General features: G+C 57.4%; 11 protein-coding genes and 1 pseudogene. 5 read left to right on the forward strand and 7 right to left on the reverse strand.

Translation table 11 applies throughout. The features are described 5' to 3' along the window. The 4 genes from RA24_RS16740 to RA24_RS16760 all read right to left on the reverse strand — a co-directional run. Positions 1–1,659, reverse strand: a 1,659-nt coding sequence (locus RA24_RS16740) for a recombinase family protein (RefSeq protein ID WP_039193081.1), incomplete at its 3' end; no start/stop codon positions are given. Positions 1,660–2,221: 562 nt separating this feature from the next. Next, positions 2,222–4,456: an AAA family ATPase gene (locus RA24_RS16750; RefSeq protein ID WP_052269616.1), complete on the reverse strand. Its 2,235-nt coding sequence runs from the start codon at positions 4,454–4,456 to the stop codon at positions 2,222–2,224. Positions 4,457–4,542: 86 nt separating this feature from the next. Further along, complete coding sequence (locus tag RA24_RS16755; protein WP_241480960.1) at positions 4,543–5,280, reverse strand: GIY-YIG nuclease family protein; 738 nt, start codon at positions 5,278–5,280, stop codon at positions 4,543–4,545. 309 nt (positions 5,281–5,589) lie between these two features. Next, a complete protein-coding gene (locus tag RA24_RS16760; protein ID WP_039193084.1) occupies positions 5,590–6,081 on the reverse strand; it encodes a hypothetical protein in 492 nt (163 codons plus the stop codon). 146 nt (positions 6,082–6,227) lie between these two features. On the opposite strand from RA24_RS16760, the gene RA24_RS22555 reads away from it, so the two are divergent. From RA24_RS22555 to RA24_RS16770, 4 genes and pseudogenes are all read left to right on the forward strand, one after another. After that, positions 6,228–6,386: a hypothetical protein gene (locus RA24_RS22555; RefSeq protein WP_167738125.1), complete on the forward strand. Its 159-nt coding sequence runs from the start codon at positions 6,228–6,230 to the stop codon at positions 6,384–6,386. Positions 6,387–6,850: 464 nt separating this feature from the next. Beyond that, the gene (locus RA24_RS16765; protein WP_039193086.1) at positions 6,851–8,422 is read left to right on the forward strand and encodes a hypothetical protein; all 1,572 of its coding nucleotides are present in this window, start codon (positions 6,851–6,853) and stop codon (positions 8,420–8,422) included. 339 nt (positions 8,423–8,761) lie between these two features. Continuing rightward, positions 8,762–8,893 (forward strand): annotated as a pseudogene (locus RA24_RS22045) (transposase); the annotation flags it as partial. Positions 8,894–9,363: 470 nt separating this feature from the next. Further along, positions 9,364–9,993, forward strand: coding sequence for a hypothetical protein (locus tag RA24_RS16770; protein ID WP_052269617.1), 630 nt, complete (start codon positions 9,364–9,366; stop codon positions 9,991–9,993). 42 nt (positions 9,994–10,035) lie between these two features. On the opposite strand, the gene RA24_RS16775 is transcribed toward RA24_RS16770, so the two are convergent. After that, a complete protein-coding gene (locus RA24_RS16775) occupies positions 10,036–12,477 on the reverse strand; it encodes a DUF3131 domain-containing protein (protein WP_241480961.1) in 2,442 nt (813 codons plus the stop codon). 104 nt (positions 12,478–12,581) lie between these two features. Beyond that, the gene (locus tag RA24_RS16780; protein WP_241480962.1) at positions 12,582–15,863 is read right to left on the reverse strand and encodes a glycosyltransferase; all 3,282 of its coding nucleotides are present in this window, start codon (positions 15,861–15,863) and stop codon (positions 12,582–12,584) included. 695 nt (positions 15,864–16,558) lie between these two features. On the opposite strand from RA24_RS16780, the gene RA24_RS22050 reads away from it, so the two are divergent. Next, on the forward strand, positions 16,559–17,104 hold the full coding sequence (locus RA24_RS22050; protein WP_241480963.1) for a DUF995 domain-containing protein: 546 nt from the start codon (positions 16,559–16,561) through the stop codon (positions 17,102–17,104). Positions 17,105–18,116: 1,012 nt separating this feature from the next. Here RA24_RS22050 and RA24_RS16785 read toward each other — a convergent pair. Continuing rightward, positions 18,117–18,461 (reverse strand): copper-binding protein, encoded by a 345-nt coding sequence (locus tag RA24_RS16785; protein WP_039193091.1) that lies wholly within the window; start codon positions 18,459–18,461, stop codon positions 18,117–18,119. Positions 18,462–18,476: the final 15 nt, after the last annotated feature.

Consider the following 18,476-nt stretch of genomic DNA (forward strand, 5'->3'; position numbering starts at 1 on the left):
CACCGTTTCCGACCAAGCCTCCGCAAACAGCGGGGGCTTCTTCGATTCGGGGCTCCCCAAAGCCATCAGCCCAGCCAATTCCCCAACAAGTTCAAGCTGATGCCCGCCCGGCGCGTCTGCGTCCGGAACCATCCGAGCCTCCGAAATCAGCGCCCGCAGCGCCGCCGTCGCCTCCCTCCGCACCTCTGGCGCATTCAGGGACCCAGCCAGATCTTCGATCAGCTCCCGGTACCGGGATGACAGGCTCGGATGCAGCCGCAGGGCAGGGGGCTCCGGGTTGTCCGTGATGACCGCCTCCAGGCGGGCCTTCTCTCTCTCCAGTTCAGACATCTTGTCCTTCATCGAGGCGGTGTACATGCCGTCCTCAATAGCGGTCAGGATATTTGAGATCCGGCTCTCCACCTTCTTGAGGGAGCGTTCGGCCTTCTGCCGGTCCTGGCAGGCCCCCGCGGCGGCGTCGTTGAACGCCTTGCGGTATTCCTCCGCGAACTGCGCCAGCAGGTCCGGTGCCAGCAGGCGCTGCTTCAGCCCGGAAAGAACCCGCTCTTCCACTTCTGTCCGGCCGATGGTGGCGCGGTTGGTGCAAACCGCAGCGCCCTTGTTGCGGGCACCTGCGCAGCCGTAGCGCGTCTTGTTGATCAGCGTGTAGCTGGCGCCGCAGCAGGCGCAGCGCAGGAGGCCTGATAGCAGATAGGTTGGCCGGCGCGCGCGTTCCAGCTTGGGCCGTTCCGTCAGAACACCCGCCGGGTTCATCGCTTGCCGCACCTCCCCCTGGCGCGTCTTCACCGCCTGCCAGAGCTGATCATCCAGAATACGCAGGCCGGGGACTTCCTCCGTGATCCAGTCTTCCGGCGGATTGAGGCGGGACAAGCGTTTGCCGGTGTCCGGGTTGGTATCATAGGTCAGCCGGTTCCAGACCAGGCGTCCGATATAGAGCTCATTGTTCAGGATGCCGGTGCCGCGTTTGATGTTCCCGGAGATCGTCGACGGGTTCCAGGTGCCGGTTCCTTTGCCGCTCTGCGGGGCAGTTACACCTTCGGCGTTCAGGGCAGCGGCAATCGTGCGGGCGGAAAGCCCGTCTGCGTAATCCCGGAAGATTCGTTTGATAACGGCGGCCTCGTCCTGTTCGATCTCCCGGTCGCCGGTGCTGAGCGTGCCGTCGGGCAGGATCTCCCGCTTCACCCGGTAGCCGTAGCAAATGCCTCCTGCGCTTTTGCCCTTGGTGACACGCCCCTCCAGCCCGCGCCGTGTCTTCTGGGCCAAGTCCTTGAGGAACATGGTGGACACCAGCCCGCCGACCCCGACCTTCATGTCATCCAGTTCATTCTCCGAAGCCGTGTGGATCTTGACTCCGAAGAAGTTCATGCGCTTCAGCAGGTTTGCGGAATCCGCCATATCCCGCGAGAGGCGGTTCTGGCTCTCGGCGGCAATGACGTCGATCCCGCCGCGTTCGGCTGCCTGGATCAGGCGCTGGTATCCCGGGCGCAGGGCATTCTTGCCGCTGAGCGCGTGATCGGTGAATACTTCCGTTACCTGCCACCCCTTCTGTTCACACAGACGGCGGCACAGCCGGATCTGGTCCTCGACCGATGTGTCTTTCTGTTTGTCTGTGGAGTACCGGGCGTAGATGGCAGCGCGGAGACCGGGTGTTGCATTCATGGATTATTCCTTCGAAGGCGGTTGGCTCCTCTGTGCCGCGATGTCTTGCTGAGCAGCCTGGCGGGCAAGGAGCTGGATGATGTGCAGAAGCGGGTCCGGGCAGTTGGCCCGGCCGTTTGTCTGAGATGTGCCGGAAAGACAGGCTGTCTCCTGGCAATTGACATAGCTCTTCTGGTCCCGTGCCATCGGCCGAGGTCTCCCGCCGCTCCCGGGCCGGTGCCCGGGGCGATTTATTGATGATGCTGGTCTGGCGGGGTACTGCTCCGCCGGCTGTTGGCTTCATCATAGCGGGTGCGGGAGGGCGGCGGGCCCCGTGAAAGGGGGGGAGATGCCGCCCCGGAGCCGGGTTTATGTGGACAACCTGCCGTTTGGGCCGGTTTGCGCGGGGCTGCGAGCTGTGGCGGACGTCCTTGCGGCCGGACCGGCGGCGTCCGCCGTGCGGGCAAAACCTTTCCGGGAGAGAATTATCCGGATTTTGGACCAACCGGAGCCTGCACCGCGGAAGTTTGCACATAAGAATTGTGCAAACCTCGCGGCGGCGCGGCTTGGTTGGCGAACGCATCTACTGGTCCAGGACCTGCTCTGGACCATTTTTGCGTGGCACATCACGCAGCCAGGACCGGACCGTTTTGGCATCGAACTCTCGTTTTTGCACCAAGTCTGCAGCCATGTCCTGAAGCAGCTGCTGATAGGGATACAGCAGTGCGCGTGCGTGGTCCTCCGCGTGGTCGAGCTTCTCACGGAGGCGTTTGCGGTCGGGTTCTGCAAGTTGAGCGGGATCCTGCGGTCCGAACCAGCCGTTGCCGTAGGCACCGAGTCCCAGCTCGTGGTCCACTGCCAGCGCAATCCGCGCAGCCTGTGCCAAGTCGGACGTGGCGCCCCCGCCGGCCCCGGCAGAAACAGTATTGAAGACGAGCCGCTCCGCTGCCCGCCCGGCCAGGTGAACGTAGAGCTGACGGTCGAAATCTGTGTCCAGCCCCGCGTTCGGGGGAACATCCCGCTCGATTGTGCCGCCTGCGACCGCCACCCGGACCTGGTTGACCGTCTCACCGAAGATCCAGGCGGCGATGGCGTGGCCAGACTCATGCACTGCGATGCGGTACAAGAGGTCTTGGTTCTCCTCCTGCGCCGTGACTCCGAGATGGCGGCGCAGAAGCTGCAGATCGAGCGGGCAGCCGCTGTGCCGGGCTTCACTGCGGGCAGAGCGCACCGCGGCGTCCACGTCGGCGGCGGTCTTTCCGATACATTCCCGTGCCAGCTGCCGCAGATCCCCCTCAGGGAATGCGTCCTGCAGCCGCTCAGCAAGGAGGTGCTGCAGCATCGCCATGCTTGGCAGCGGCATCTCGATCTTGATGTCAAACCGCCCGGCTCTCAGCACCGCGGGGTCTAGGTGCTCCGGGTGGTTGCAGGCACCGACGACCATGATCCCTTCCTCCAGGCTGACGCGGTCCATCTGCTCAAGGAATCCGGCGATCACCTGCGATCCATATCTGCTGCCGTGGGTATCGCCGCTGGTGCGAGAGCTGATCGCGTCGATCTCGTCGATGAAGAGGATACAGGGCGCATTCTTCCGTGCTTCATCGAAGCTTTTGCGCATCGCGAGCAGGAGGTTGCCAAGGTGCCCCGCGCTTTGCCACTCGGCGCAACTGGTCTCGACGCAATTGACAGCGGCGCTCCGGCCCATAGCGCGGGCGAGGTGGCTCTTGCCGGTGCCCGGCAGGCCAAAAAGCAGCAAGGAGTGCGGGATCTCATTCCAGGCCACGCCGCCTTCGGCCCAGAGCTGCAGGTCTGCAACCAGTTGCCGGGCGGTGTCATAGGACGGGCCGATGCCGGTGATCTCCTCCCTTGGCGCGAGGGCTTCAGGCGGTGAAGCGGCAGCGGCAGCAAGCGCCTGGGACAGGCGTTGCGCCATCTTCTTCGCTGTGGGCGCACGCAGGGCAAAAGAGAGTGTGGGAGTGGAGAGCTCTTGCAGCTGGCCGTTCGGGGGCAGTGCGGTGCGGGCGGCGGCTTCATCAATGCGGCCCGTGCGGCTGTGCGTCTGGCGCAGCAGGGCGATCAGAAAATCCGCGTCCACTTGCGGCAATGTCAGCTGATGACAGTGCTCCGTCACCAGTGGCGCCGGCAGTCCCATCTCATCCGGCAAGCAGATCCACAAAGGCTGGCTATGCGCCAGGCCTTTGATGATCAGATCCTGCAGGTCATCAAAGTGACCCTGCTCAATCGCGCCATCGCGGACGCTGGGGACAGCAAGGGTCACTCGCTGAGGCAGCTGCACCTGGCGCCGGGCGTCATAGGCCTGCCAGCCCGATGGCAGCAGGGCGTGGTTGAGGATATTTTCCACGACGGAAAACCCGGGAACTGGAATGTTTTGCAGGATCAGTACGGCGCCACGGGCAAGCTGCGCGTCTACAGCAGCCGGGGAGCCGAAGGCCGCGGCGATCCGCAGCAGCAGAAGCAGCCTGTCTGCCGGCAGGTCTGTGCCCGGCAGCCAGCGGCCCGTGTCATCACAGGCATATGGGTCGGCTCCTTCCTGCTCCAGCGCTTCCCAAAGATCCGGCGGCAGATGCCGCGCGTCCGGGTGCTCGCTCAGATGCTGCAGCAAAGAATGGGGTTGATCCGGTGCTGGGGGCACAAGCGGCTCCTCGGCGCCAGCACTGCCGTCTGGCGCGTCTTCTTTGAGTGTTTTGCGGCGCGTCTGCTGCAGCTCTCTGTAAAAGAGATGATAGCGGCGGGCGCAGTCTTCGGCGAACTGCCACCAATCAGGGCGCGCGGGCTTGGAGAGATCAAGCTGGCTCATGGAAAGCCTCCTTCAAAAAGGCAAAAGGGATCGGGCGCCCGGTGGAACCGGGCTGGAGATGTTGGAAATTGAAGAGGGAGGGGCGCTTAGCTGTCTTCTTCTGCCTTGACAGTGTTGAGCATCGCGAAGATCACTTGGCACACATCCGGAAAATAGACCTCACTTTTGACCCTCAATTCACCGGCGTAGAGGTCAGGTGGCGCGACACTGCCGGGGTACTCTGCCTTCAACAGCGCATGCAGGCCTTTTTCAATTTGCACAGCTGTGTGGCCGGAGGAGACGGGAACCGTCCGAAGGACCTGCGCTTCCGTCTCTTTGGTCTTCAAAATCTGGTGGTAAAGGCGGGAGACGGGATCGCGGCTGTAGCCCAGCTTGATCAGCTTGGCGCCATTGGCGAGTTTAAGCTGCATGACGTAGAGAAAGCTTGGCGCACTGCTCCAGCCTTCGCCGCAGCTGCCGCATTGAAACCGGCCAGTCTGCATGTTGGCACGGGCGATCCGCTGAACATGGCCGCAGGCCTGGTGCTGGTACAGGCGGTAGTTCTGGTTCCTGTTCGGATCCGGTCCAATCAGCTCCCAACCCTGCGCGGAGGCTTCTTCTTGCTCCTTATGCTGCTGGCAGAGTTCGCAGCGTACGTCGCAGACGCCTTCGGCGGCACGCTTCACCATCTCAAATTGCCGGCGCAAGTTATGGCCGCAGGGGGCGATATAGTGGGCATAGTGACGGTCTTCCGGATCGCGGCCTGCCCATTCAAGGCCGGCTGCCGTGGCATCGTCCCGCCAGCGCGCTTCAATGCAGTGCGGGCACTGCAGCTGGCTGTTCATAAGAACAAAGATCTTACTGGTATGTGTCCGTCGGCAGGTGTGGCAGGACAGGAGCAGGTGATAGCGGTCCTTGACCCGCTGCAGGATGCCGAAGCCCTTGGCTTCGGCGGCGGCGCGCCAGTGGGAATGGACCGTTTGCGGGAATTGTTGGCAGGTTGAGTGGGGCATGGCAGCCTCCGCATAGGCAAAATTGGGCTGGGCAGGCGCCGGAACTGGCGCTTGCTGAAACTTCAGAAATGGCATGGCTGAGCCAGGCGCAGCGGGTGTGTCCGTTGCGGGGCGGGTCAGAAGAATGCTGGGAGGTTGGCTTTAGATCGGCAGGAAATTCTGCGCTTCAGCCGCCACAGAGAATTCGATGAGAGCGTTCATCTGTCGCGCGCCGGTCTGCAGCAGGGCCTGGCAATCACCATCTTCGACGGTGAACAGCTCCTGGTTCTCAAAGTACAGCTGCTGAAATCTGCGAGCCTCTTCCGGTCCCGTGGCCTCGATGAGGAAGTGCAGCAGCATGCTCATGCGCTGCAGCGGTTGGTCCGATGCGGAGGCCGGAGGTGCGGTAAAGATCTCACCGCTTAGCGACAAGCAATCCTGCCATTTGGCTTCGGCGGCGTCTTGGATATCGGTGGACGCGGGATCCCAGGAAAGCGCGTGCGACAGATCACGCTCCAAATAAAGCGCTTCGTCCACTGCCTTGGTTAGTGCGCCGAAGGTGCGGGTGATGAAGGTCGGGCTGTCACCTGCGACAGATGCGGGCCACGGGTCTTTCAGCGCGCATTCGCGCGTGATACGGCAAGTATCAGCCATAGTCGGTCTCCTCTCGCGAGATCGGTTTTGGTTAGGGTGCGGCAAGGGGTAGGAGCCTTGCCGCACCTGAAATATATGGTACCATAAAACCAAAAATCAATAAGAGATTGTCATACATGTCAAAAAAAGCGCGAGGACGCCCGACGGTGGATACCGAAGCGGTCAATCTCCGATTGGCGCGTGGGATGATCGAAGTCATTGATAATCAGCGCCGCGAGCAAGACGATCTTCCGACACGGCCTGCTATGATCCGGCGGATGTTGAAGCAATGGTGCCAGGATCGCGGAATTGAAGTCGACGAATAGCAATTGCTGTCAGTGGCGACCTTCTGCGCATCCAGATTATCGAAAATCAAAATGCAATCCCAGGCTCTGGCAGGGCGGGTCCAGAACTCCTGTGATGGCAATGTAACCGGGGCGCCATGGCCAAGCCGGGTGTAGTTTGACGCCTATGTGTAAGTAGTTCGAAGCCCAATAGAGACAATCGAAATCAAGTCCAAATGCAAGGCCGGGAACCGGCCGCGCAAGCACCCGCAGGGCTGCTGGAGCGCCTCCCCGGCGTAAGGGGCAGACGAGGTAGCTTCAGCTACCTATAGTCTGTCTCTTTGGGGAGCTTTCACGCGCATTTGTGCGCCTGTCTAAGCTGCCCAAGCCCCAGAAAAACTATATGACAAAAGAGTTAATCCTCAAAATGAAGAGTTTCTGAGGCGGATCCGCGTTTTGCGTTTTCGCCGAGGCCGCGTACCCAATGAAAAAAGGAGTACCGCCTCATGGCCTACCAATACGTCCACGTTGAAACTTATACCCGCAAGCCGCAGCTGGTGAAGGGCACGAAAGACCAGTGGAACAGTACAAGACAGATATTTGAAGAAGCGCTGAGAAGTCCGGAATTCTCCAAACATGTCGAACATCGGCGTGCGCCGGTTCAGGTCCTGCGCCACGGCGCCATCCCAGTCAGCGAACTGCAGGCGCTGCATGACCGTCGCAGCCGTGAGATACGGGAAACGGTCACGGCGTCGTCCGGCGAGAGCTACACCCGCAGACTGCGTTCTGATGCGCCGACCTTGTACACAGAAGTTCATTCTCATCCAGTTGCAGCCCGCGAGTTTCTGGCAGACCCTAACAAGCACCAGCCGGTGATCAACAGATGGGCAAACCTAGCCTTGAAGGACTTCCGAAACCGGATGCCGCCGGGCGTCCAGTTTGCTGCGGTGTTCCACCTGGATGAGGCGAATGTGCATATGCACATTCTGGCGCTGAACATGAACGACCCGCGGCTGGATGCCAACAAGCTGCACGCCGGAAAAGTGGCGGCGGCGGATTACCGGGCCAGCCATGAGAAGCCGCGGACACTCTCGTCCCTGCCGAAGCCAGAATTGAAACCGAAGCCGCGGAAACCAAAGAAGCCGCGCCCGAGCAAGAACCGGGTCACCCAGAAAAAGAATATGGCAAAACATGAACGGGCATTGGCTGAATGGGAGAAAGCCTGCGCCAGGGCGGAAGCTGCCAATGCCAAAAAGCTCGAGGCGTGGAAGAAGGAGAACGGGCGGCATCTGCATGCCGCCCGGAAGAAGCGGAAAGAAAAGAACCCTGAAAAGGAAGCGTTTGATGCTGGGATGATACGCTTTCAAGACCGCTACTACGAAGCGGTCGGCAGGCCCTGCGGGCTTCTGCGCAAGGGACCGGGCCACGAGCGCCTGACCACAAAGCAATACGCTGCGCGCAAGGCTAGTGCCAAGGCCAGGGCCGAAGAGCAGGTGGCGAACCTCCGGTTCGAAACCAAGCTCGAGGTGAAGGAGCAGGCGCTGGAAGCGCAGGCCAAGGCCTTGGCAGAAAAAGAGAGCTGCCTTGCGGCAGAATATTTTGCAATGAAAAAGAAGGAGGCAGAGGTCACGGAAAGAGAAGAAGCGTTGGCGAGCCGGGAGAAGGAGGTTGAGGACAGGGAAAGATCGATAAAGGGTCAGGAAGAAAGGGCGGGAGCTGTTCAAAAGCGGGTTGAAGCAATTTCTTTGGGATTGGAATTGATCCGCCGTGATCAATTGCATTGGGTGGCCGGCAATGACAGGCGTGGAGGCAGGCTGGTGGCTGGCCCGCGCGGCGGTCCGGAACGGCCGCTGCCGCTCAAGCTGCATGCACGGCTGTCGCCGGCGATGTCGCTCCTCGAGATCCTTTTGAAGATCATCGCGGAAATCATCGAGGATGCGCTGCATGAGCATCGCAGGGCGATTGCCAGGGATGCGCAAGCTTTGGCAGAATGCCGGCAGAAACTGGACCAGCCGGAGGATCCAGTGGTTGCTGCAATCTTCCAGCGCAATGATCCAGGCGAGAGGTTTGAGGTTTAGTTCCGGAGAGCCGCTCAGATTGATAGAGTTCGACAAGGGCGGAAATCAGTCACTCACTGCGCGAAGCTTCAATGCTAACTACGCGGACTTTGCCGACATTGACGTTTCGGCATGTTGCTGACGCAGCATCCATTCGAAGGTGCGGCGTGTTTTTTTGCCGTGAAGCTGCATGTGTCGTCATAGCGGCCATTGAAAGCCAGTCTGAGGGACCAAGCTCAAACCGCCCTTTCGCTGCAGCCAGGACCAGCTAACGAGGAGCCGGACGAAGCCGTCCTTTACCAGTGGACCCTCAGTAGCCGCTTAGCCATCAGTTTCAGCCATTTGGGGTTTGAACCGCACCGATACAGGCGACGCAATGGCATTGAGCTCATGTTCGGCAGGCTGAGGGATAGGCGGCGTGTCGCGACTCGATATGACAGATCCCCGAAAGCCTTCCTATCTGCAATCACGCTGGCCGCTACCGTCATCTACTGCATATGGGTCTTGACCCTAGCTTCTAGTGCAGCCCTCATTACCGAAACGAACATCGCAAACATAGTTGACTTCATTCGCCATCAAAGGTTTTGTGATGCCAGTGAGATATTTACCAGAGTATCTGACTTCAACGACCCCCCCAAGGGTCCGCGGCTCTGTTCGAATTGCTAGTTGAAAGGCTGCAATTTTGATCATCCGCACTCCCTTTTTTCTGCATTCGGCTACGGTAACGGGTCAGTGCCGCTGTTCTGTTGCTACTTAACACAGAAACCCAGCACGAAACGCTTGGAAAGCCTGCAGCGACTTCTCTAAGCAACACAGCTGACTTCAGAGAATTGGGAGAGTTAAAATTCTCCCTTTTATTTTAACATGTTATTATCATCCATCATGCATATTGCCATCGTTGGCGGCCGCAATATCTAAGTGCGCTGCGGCTTCCTGAGTTCTCAGTAAAACAGGATGGCGGTATGACCTACAAAGTTTCCAGAATTTTGCTCTTAACCGGGGCGTTGCTTTCAATAGCTGCTTGTAGTGTGAGTGGAAATTCCAACGACAGTCTCGAGGGAGTGCAAAGCACCCGCCTCCTTGTTGACGAAGGAATGCCTAGAGAAATTGTCAGAAGTTCCATGTACGATGGGGAACAAACCATGAACATTTTCTTGACTGGCTACAGTTACTGGGACAACACTCCCCGCGGATCGGCACAGATTGCCCGGCCAGTGATCCACCGGCAGGCTGGCGGAACAGGAACCTACGAGGATCCGATCACTCTTGCAGTCGGGCATGTGAAACGAAACGGCCGCAGCTACATGGACTACCCTGCAGGCACGAAATTCTACGTTAAAAACCTGCAAAGATACGCAATTGTCGAGGATCTTTGCGGTGACGGGCCGAAACCGCAAGCAGGCCCTTGCCACAGCGGCTACCAGGGGCACGATTGGTTGGATATCTACGTTGGCGGCCAAGGTATCGACGAGAATTGGGTCGACCGCTGCATGAACCGTATCACGGGAATTCAGCCGGTAATTCTAAATCCCGGTCCTGGCTACCCGGTTACACCAGGGGAAATTGCAGCCAGCGGGTGTGCAGCCCTTTGACGCGAAGCTGCAGTAAATCCATGTCTTGCCGGCTTAAGCCTGTCAGTTGGAGCGGGCAAGACGATGGGCAATGGCCTGAAGAATAACACCGTTTGTATTCAAGTCAGAGTAGGTCTCGGTTGTTCGACCGGTCTTCAGGTAGATGCTCGACGCAAACCCGTTCTTTGTTTTCGCGGCACTTCTAGTGAACCTGTATAGTTTCTCAGAGTATTCATGCGGCTGATAAGCTGACCAGAGAAAAGCAGCCTTACTGCTGATAACCAGATTTTCCTCACGAAACTCAGGCGTTCTGTATTCAGGCTCCTGCCCAACCGTGTCAAAGGCCCAGGTCCTTTTCTTTGCATCCAGTTGCAACCCCTGATAGAGGAACCAGGGCGACTTGTCGATTGGCCCTTCCGAGACGCAGATGAGCCGGCCGGTCTCGCGAAAGTCCTCCAGTTGGGCGGCAAACAGGACGTCCGCCAGATAGGCGCTTTCCTTCGACATCCCCATTTCCATTGCTTCAAGCAGCAGGGGTTCTGCGCCGAACGGCCCGATTTTGGCTGCAGCTTCCAGCAATGCCATTTGCCCATCGGCCGCCGACCGGCCAGAAAACACCTCATATGGGGATTTGGCAGCAATCCCCCAGCGCCGGAAGGCCAATGCCGAGTAATGAGCGCTATGTGACACATATGAAGTCTCAAGTTCTCCACTTGTGACCGAGTGAATTTCGCCCTCTATGATCACCTTCCGAAGGTCCCAGGAAGCGACAAGCTTAGCCAGTTGCTCTCCGAAACTGCTGTGCCGGCGCAGGTTGTCCAAGGCAGCCAGCAGCCGGCCTGCGTCGGATCCGTCAAAATCCCTGTTGCCCCATTTGCGGCGATCGGTCCGGATCCATCCCTGCGGCAGGTGACGTCCCATGAAGGTCCTGCCCGTGATATTTGGCAGGATCTTGCGGATAGCAGTTTCAAAGTCTGGTTGGCTGATAAAGCCAATCTGCACAGCAGCCACTAAGCCATTGATGTGACTTCCAACGTCCCACATCGTGACGGCCTCGTGTTTCCGCCCCCCCGGAGCGAAGTCCACGGTCGCCGGACACAACCCGGTCCTGGGATCAGTGAAATTTTCGAAATACTGCCAGGCAACGCGGGCATCTTCCAAAAGCTCTTGCCGCTTGGCATCCGAAAGGTTCTGGCGTGTTCTTGCCAACTCCGGCGCGGCGGCTGCCGTCCTCCTCCATCGTGTTGGCAGCGGCCCTGCCGGGGCAACGGTCCGGGCAAACTCTTCAAGAAGGAGAAACTTCGTCTCCTCATCCCTGAGCATGTCCTTCAAAAGGGTTTCCAACGCTCGCCGCTCAGGCGGAAAGGCAATCGCCTCCGGCTGTATAAAAACCACCACATCCCTGGTTCCCGCCGTGGCTGATTCAAATGCTTCCGCCGCACCGCCATCGCTGACAACCCGTTGCGGGAATTGCAGGAATCCCGCGCCCTCCAGCCCTTGGACACCACCTGTTTCTGCAATAAAGGCAACGCCGATTCCAGGCCCCAACGGCCTGACCGTCCGGATTTTCGCCTCACTCCGGCTTTCAATTTCCACAGGGAGCATTATGTGTTGCGCGGCACTGGCCTCAGCGTTCTTTGGGTGAAAGTCGGTTGGAACCCAAAAGCCGTTGTTGGCCTCTCCCGCAAACTGGTTTCCAGTGGAATAGGGGATTCCGGCTGCCTGAAGAAACTTTGTAAAACCTGAATACCCAGATAATTGATCATGATCATTCTCTTGCGGCTTCAGAACATGCAGGCAAACCGTCCGTTTGAAGCCGTAGGTGTCGCGCAGTTGAATGTCTGTCACCGGCAATAGCGACACATCTCCATCCAGCTCTTGCTGCGACAGCGCGCTTGCAAACCAAATCGCGGCTGCCTTCAGCTTTTTCACATCCATCCCAGAGAAATCCTTCGCTGAGAAGTAGACTATATTCTGGCTGGCAGAAGCTGCGACGGTTTGCGCTGTCCCGTCAAAATCATTCAGGGATAGTAGGTTGCCGCCAAACAGCCTCACGACACCATTGTCCCAAGTTTCGGTCCTGACCGGAGCTGATTTCGCCGGAACCGACAGGAGATTGAGAATGCCCGCAGAACGCACTCCGCGCGGAGCGGCAGGATCTTCCTGGTCCGCACAGGCGATTGCCTGCAGGACCTTGGCCGGCTGCCGTGCAGAGCCCCCCGACCACAGCATCCTTTGCATGGCAGAGACGGCGTCATGAGCTGCTCGGGCTTGGAAATGCTCGGACAGTGACTGCAGTTCCGGAACGTATGGCACAACATCCAACCCGCTTCTGCCAATCAGATAGCCGTTCAGAACCTGTGCTAGCTTGCTTTTTGCGGTATGCGGGCGGCCTTGTTTATCAAAGGGGTTCACAACGCAGGCGAGCGGTATGTTCTGGTCAACAAAGGCATCAATCACCGCAATGAGATGCGGGATTGAAACGTCTTCGTTGATATCTGTCACTACGGGGACAGTTTGCGCAGGAAGCTTCTGTGTAACAGAAGCTAATCCACCCCTTGGGAACAGGGCCAAGCCGGCCGCGACCGATTTCAGAAATAATCTGCGTCTCATGTGTGGCCGGCCACCAAACCATAGTCTCGTCCCTGGCGCTTTACGCTACCCCAGCTGGCTAAACGTCCGGTTACGGCCCGTAAAACTGAGCGTATTACCGAAAAATACATGAGCGGACGGTAGACGAGGCGTTGAAGCGGAAACAGCAGCAAGGACCATTTGCTTTCGTCTTCATCGGACGTGATGGCAATGGCAGCAATCAACAGCTCCAACGCCGGGAGTGCTAGGTAGGCCCATATGTACTGCGCCGGTTGTGTGTGCTGGGAACCTCCAACCTCGCCGGCCCAGCCACCGGCCATCAGCTTGTACAGCATCAAGATCACAAACAGATCTGCGATAGGGGCCAACAGCGGGAAAACATAGCCAAACACAAACATGTCGGAAATTGATACCAGGCCAACCGAACGCCTCTCAATGATCGCCCGTTTATGCTTCCAGGCGCTTTGGAACATTCCAAAGGACCAGCGAAGCCGCTGTTTCAGAAGCTGACCCACCTTTTCCGGCACTTCGGTGTACGCCTTGGCCTTTGGCTCGAAGACAATATTATACCCCGCCCGGTTCACCTGGATTGTAAGGTCAGTATCTTCGGTCAGAGTTTCCTCACTGAACAATCCCGCTTTCTTCAAAGCCTCAACCCGCCATGCACCGATGGCTCCCGGAACCACCAGAATGCCGTTGATCAGGTCAAACGCTTTCCTTTCGACATTCTGGGACGTTGCATACTCAAATGCCTGAAGCCGGGTCAGCAGGTTCACACGGTTGCCTGCAATGATTTTACCTGCCACTGCACCGGTCTTCGGATCTGCAAAGTGCCTGACGAGATGTGTAATTGCGTTTCTGCACATTTGCGTATCCGCATCGATGCAGACTACAAACTCAGCATCTGTGCTAAATATCGCCCTGTTAAGCGCACTCCACTTCCCTTGGTTTGGTTGTGAGATAAGGCGGACTTCGCTCTTGTGGCCAAACTTGAGCACCTCAATAAGCGTGTCGTCGGTGGAGCCGTCATCCACCACGATAATTTCCAGGTTCTTGTAGCCGCTGGCGCGCACGCTTTCGATGCTCTGGGAGATCACCTTTGCCTCATTGTGGGCGGGAATTATCACCGCAACCTTCGGCTGTCTTTGCAGGGGTGTAAATCTTTCACGGCGGTTCAAAAGCGCCAGGAGAAGAATGCCGGCTGAGCGAACTATGCCAATTGCGAGCACCATCCAGAAAACAACAACGACAGCTTGCTGCGCCATCCAGACAATGGAGAAGGAAACTCTGTCAAAGGCCGGGGATCCGCCCTCGGCAACAGGCATCAGCGCAGCCCGGTTGGCGCCAAGAAGGTCCGCCAGCGTCGTAAACTCATAGCCTTTTGCCCGCAGCGATCGGATTATCGGGCGAACTGCGTCTACTGTGGCAGTACGGTCCTGGCCACCGTCATGCAAAAGAATGACATTGCCGCTTCCCTGTTCCACCTGGTCTATCACATAATTTGCGATCTCCCCGCTGTCCCAGCCTTCCCAATCCTTGGGAACAATATCCATACCCGCAATCGCGAACCCCCGGGCTTCAGCTGCCTCCAGTGAGGCCACCCGCTCTGCGCTGATCGGGCCACCGCTACGCTGGAAGGGTTCGCGGTAGAGCAAGGTCTTCCGACCGGTAGATCCAGCCAGGATTTTGGCTGAGAGCGAAAACTCCAGATCAACGCGGGTGTTGGAGATCTGGTCCATTCTGGGGTGAGAAAAGCTGTGCGCACCGACCTCATGCCCTTCGTCAACCATCCGGGTGACCAGGTCGGGAGAATCCATGACACTGGTGCCGACAACAAAGAAGGATCCCGGAACGTTCTCTTCCTGCAGGATATCCAGAATTTCCTTGGTGTATTTTTCATGCGGACCGTCATCAAAGGTCAGCACAAGCTTGCGCCTGTCCGGTTTGCCGTAGAGCTCAATCGAATACGGCTTGGGCAGAAGGCTATAGGTCTGGTTGCTGATCAGGCCACTCTCCGCCTCGAAGGACAATTGACGTGCTCCTGCAGTTGCGCGCTGGTCGATGCGGATAAACGCGCCCTGTCCTTTGTAATCAACATAGTTATTGAGCTCTACGACATGAAGTTCAGCCCCCAAAACATCTTTGGAAGCATCTTGATGCTGCAGGACTTTCCAAATTCCGGGATCCTCTTGCCCTAGAGACCACACAGCAACGTTGGCAATGCCAAGCTGCTTGAGGCGCACCAGCTGGTTGTGCGCTGACGCGGCATCCAGCATCCAGATTTTGCGCTGACGTCCTTGGGCGTCACGGTAGCGGCTAAAGCTATTTTGGGCTTTGGCGCTGAACCGCAATTTCGCTCCTGAGGAGCTTACTCTCTGCATGGCTTCCGAGTATGACAAGACCTCAGGCTTTGATACGCCAGACGTCCACTCAACCGAGAAATTGCCGAGCGCGACAACCAGCTTTTCTGCTCCAACGGCCTGAACTGCCTCAGCGGACAAGTCCTCAATCCAAGTGTACGGTGCAAGCGGACCTGGCACGGTCTCCGCCCATGGCTCCTGAAAGAGCTTCAGGATGATCTGGTCAAACAGATCAGTCAGATCCGGTTCCTTCCAATGGGGCTGCTGGCCCGCAAGGACAGTACAGGCTTTCAGCCCTCGGGAACGGAATGCTTTTGAGAAGCCCGACATCAGAGGCCTGAGGCGACGGAACGCGTCTGGCTTCAATCCAGTGAAGTCCAGACATGCACCTTGGGCATTCAATGCCGCTACAGCGGCGGCCATATCTTCGGCAAGGGCCGCCACGCGCTCTGCATCTGCCAGGCTATCCAGAAAGACCTCTTTCTGCCTTGCCTCACCCAGTAAAATGACCGGCAAAAGCTGCGGACGCAAAGCCGCCCCGGCAATGTACTCTTCAACAGCAATCCGGGTATCCTTGCTGATAACGGATACTGCAGGACGGCCCTTTTTCTCGACAATGCTGATCCACTCAGGCACGACCACGCCAATTTGGCCGCAACTGTCATCCAGCGACAAAAATGCTTGTTCAGATGACACAGGCACATGACCAAAAACCTTGGGATCCGCCGTGTTTGCCAGTGCCGAAAAAAGGGGCTGTTTGCGTCCATCTCCACAGGAAGTTTCTGCTTCTGGTACCGCAAAGGCCGAAGCCAGATGAACTTGGTCGTGATGACCGGAACCATCCGCGGTAAAGGAAGAATGAATATGTTTGTCATCGTAGAAGGGATTCAGCTCCCGCAGTGCAGACTGCAAAGAGAAAGAGCCATCAAGAAACAGCACAGCCCAGCAAATGACAGCCGTTAGCAAGGCAATAAGAACAGCCCTTACCCGGCGCACACGGATCCTTTTGGGATCGGCAAATACCCTGCCGGATGACGCAGCTGTTTCAAGTCTGTTCTGATGAAAGGAAAACCGCCTCAAACAGCCACCCTCCGAACGCAGCAGTACTGCGCTTCGAAAGCCGCCAGGCACACACCTGCAAAGCAAATATCAACACTGCTGTCAGCCACGGTCCCCCGACCCCTTTGCAGGCCAACACTGCTGTCAAATTTGCGCGGTGCCTGTCCCCACAGGCTTCCACGCATGACAATCAGATCAGGCTACATGGCGTCCAATTTCCCCATTGAGGGAGGGCTTGTCAAAATTTCCTCAAATTTTAGCAGAAATTGCCTTTTGAACCCCGAGTTCAAGCGACAATTCCATGACTTTGGAAGGCACTGTTGCCACAAGCCGCATTAAGTACAGCTGCACGGGAGTCAGTCTAGAACCGTGGACACCCCTAGAATCAGGTTCCCACAGGAGGCCGGCGTCGTGCGGGCACAAGCTGTTGCCAACACGGAGACAATAGCTGGTGATTATCGGGATTACGTGAAAAATCCGGCGGGACGTGCGAGGTTTGATTCAGTTTCTACAAAAAATTATTGTTTCTCTTAGGAAGCGTTCTATCACCTTTTACCCAAGGGGTTTTCAACCGAATGAAAATCCAAGTTTGGGCAAGAGCGCTTAGTGGGGTTCACATGAAGATATCTGTAAAACTGATGGCCGCCGTTCTTTTGGGCACCATTCCATCTCTTGTCCTGGCGGACCCGAAGCCGCGCAGCGCCAAGCCTGCACCCCCGCACCTAGTATCGAAAATCTATGCTGGGAATACTGATATCTGGGCTGAAGGGTGCAATGGCGGCATCTACTACTCGCCTAATCAGCAAGCCCGCGCCTGGTGCGGCGACAACAGTGACAGCCTTGGCGCCGGGGAATGGAATGTCGACGCCCAGGGCCGCTTGTGCCACCAGCTGTCTTGGTATTGGCCCAACAACAGCCGGGCAGGAAAGAGCCTTGGCGATCAAACGTGCATTTCTCATGTTGTCGACCGCTGGGGAACAGTTTGGCGTAGCTGGCCAAATGACGCGGAATGGTGGCCGCTGTCTGGAAAACACTCTGGAATTAAGGATTATTCCGGGATGAAAAAGGGTTACAAATTTCATTCGAATGTTATGGCAACCCGTTCAAAACTGGGGCTTTAGCAGCTGTTTTATGGTTCGCTTGGAACTTGAAGCGTGCTAATAAGCAGCCCTACCATTATCAGACAGGCACTGCGTGCAGCGCCTAAAATCACATCTTGTAATTTCAGATTGAATACGCTCAATGCGTCAACAAGTCCTAAGTTTTTTGAGCAAAGGGCATTGGGCTGATCAACATCGCCTTGATGTTCTTAGCGTATTTTGGATTTGGGTACGCTCGGAATTTAATGACTGATCAGCAGTTCAAGTCTTCGCCGCCTTCTTGAGCCCGCTTTAGCTTTTCTGAAGCGAACCCCGAGCAACCGCAGCAAATTCTCACTTTCTGCCCGACCGGGATGAGTGGCTTTAGCGCTCGGTCGGCGGTCAGGAAGTCGGTTTGAGCAGCCTGTAGCCATAGCTTCCGGCAACGGAAGCGGCAACTTTGTCCGCGACCTGTAAATTCCCAGCTTAAAAGTGCTGCGCGGTGCGCGAACGGCCGGAATGGCCGCCGCACCGCAACATGAGAAGTTGCGCGCGTGCAGAAAAATCCTAGCAGCGAGCGCACGCAGCACAAAATAGCAACGACTGGTGAGGGCTCAAACCGCCTGGCTGTGCTCATCGCAGCGAGCGGCCGGGTTGAGCCCTTTACGGTCATCAACCACCGCGCGGCCCTTTGCGAGTGCAGCAGGCCGCAAACGGCGCTAAGCGGCCATTGCAAGGCCCGTCTAAGAAAGGCGGCTGGCGGGGCTTTCCGATCACTCGCCGCAGGTGCGATAAGCGCGACAAAGAACGGCTGCCTCAGGCCTGAGGGATGGGAAGCGGACTTTCTACAGCGCGTTATACGTTACCAGCTTTAAGTAGAAACCAGTCTTCTGAGCGCGGAGAGCTTTCAATACCATGTGCGCTAGAATTGCTTCGATGGCTAGATCTTCACGGCAAAACGTCGGTTTGTACGGAGCAGGGGAAAAGTTGCCGCCTTGCATTTGCAGTCTTCGCAAGTGGCAGAGACAATGTGATCTGCCACTCACCTATCTGCCTATTCAGGCATCATCGCGCCGATTTCGTACATTCCGTTGTCGTTCTTGACCAGCATCAGAGTAACTGAAGCACCCTCTGATATGTCACCCATCACCTGAGCATTTGGCGCCAAGTTGAGATCCATTGTCATCGCAGGCCAACCGATTTCAGGGATTGGCTCGTGACTGACGTTTGCAGAGTTTTCGTCAATCGAATTGATTGTCGCCTTTGTGTGAACAGCACCTTCCATTTGAGCATCGCTCATCCCCATGTTGGAATGGTCCATTGTGCTATGGCTCGTCTGAGCGGCAGCGATTGGTGCAGCCAAAAGCGAGGCCACTAGGGTTACAGCAAGTTTTTTCATTGGATTGTCTCCTTA

This window comes from Leisingera sp. ANG-M6, assembly GCF_000813905.1.
Taxonomy (GTDB): domain Bacteria; phylum Pseudomonadota; class Alphaproteobacteria; order Rhodobacterales; family Rhodobacteraceae; genus Leisingera.

What these genes read in the sequence shown, in the direction of transcription:
- RA24_RS22050 (WP_241480963.1), top strand. Translation starts at nt 16,559, where the DNA reads ATGAAAATCCAAGTTTGGGCAAGAGCGCTTAGTGGGGTTCACATGAAG.
- RA24_RS16755 (WP_241480960.1), bottom strand. Translation starts at nt 5,280, where the DNA reads ATGAACAGCCAGCTGCAGTGCCCGCACTGCATTGAAGCGCGCTGGCGG.
- RA24_RS16770 (WP_052269617.1), top strand. Translation starts at nt 9,364, where the DNA reads ATGACCTACAAAGTTTCCAGAATTTTGCTCTTAACCGGGGCGTTGCTT.
- RA24_RS16760 (WP_039193084.1), bottom strand. Translation starts at nt 6,081, where the DNA reads ATGGCTGATACTTGCCGTATCACGCGCGAATGCGCGCTGAAAGACCCG.
- RA24_RS16765 (WP_039193086.1), top strand. Translation starts at nt 6,851, where the DNA reads ATGGCCTACCAATACGTCCACGTTGAAACTTATACCCGCAAGCCGCAG.
- RA24_RS16785 (WP_039193091.1), bottom strand. Translation starts at nt 18,461, where the DNA reads ATGAAAAAACTTGCTGTAACCCTAGTGGCCTCGCTTTTGGCTGCACCA.
- RA24_RS16750 (WP_052269616.1), bottom strand. Translation starts at nt 4,456, where the DNA reads ATGAGCCAGCTTGATCTCTCCAAGCCCGCGCGCCCTGATTGGTGGCAG.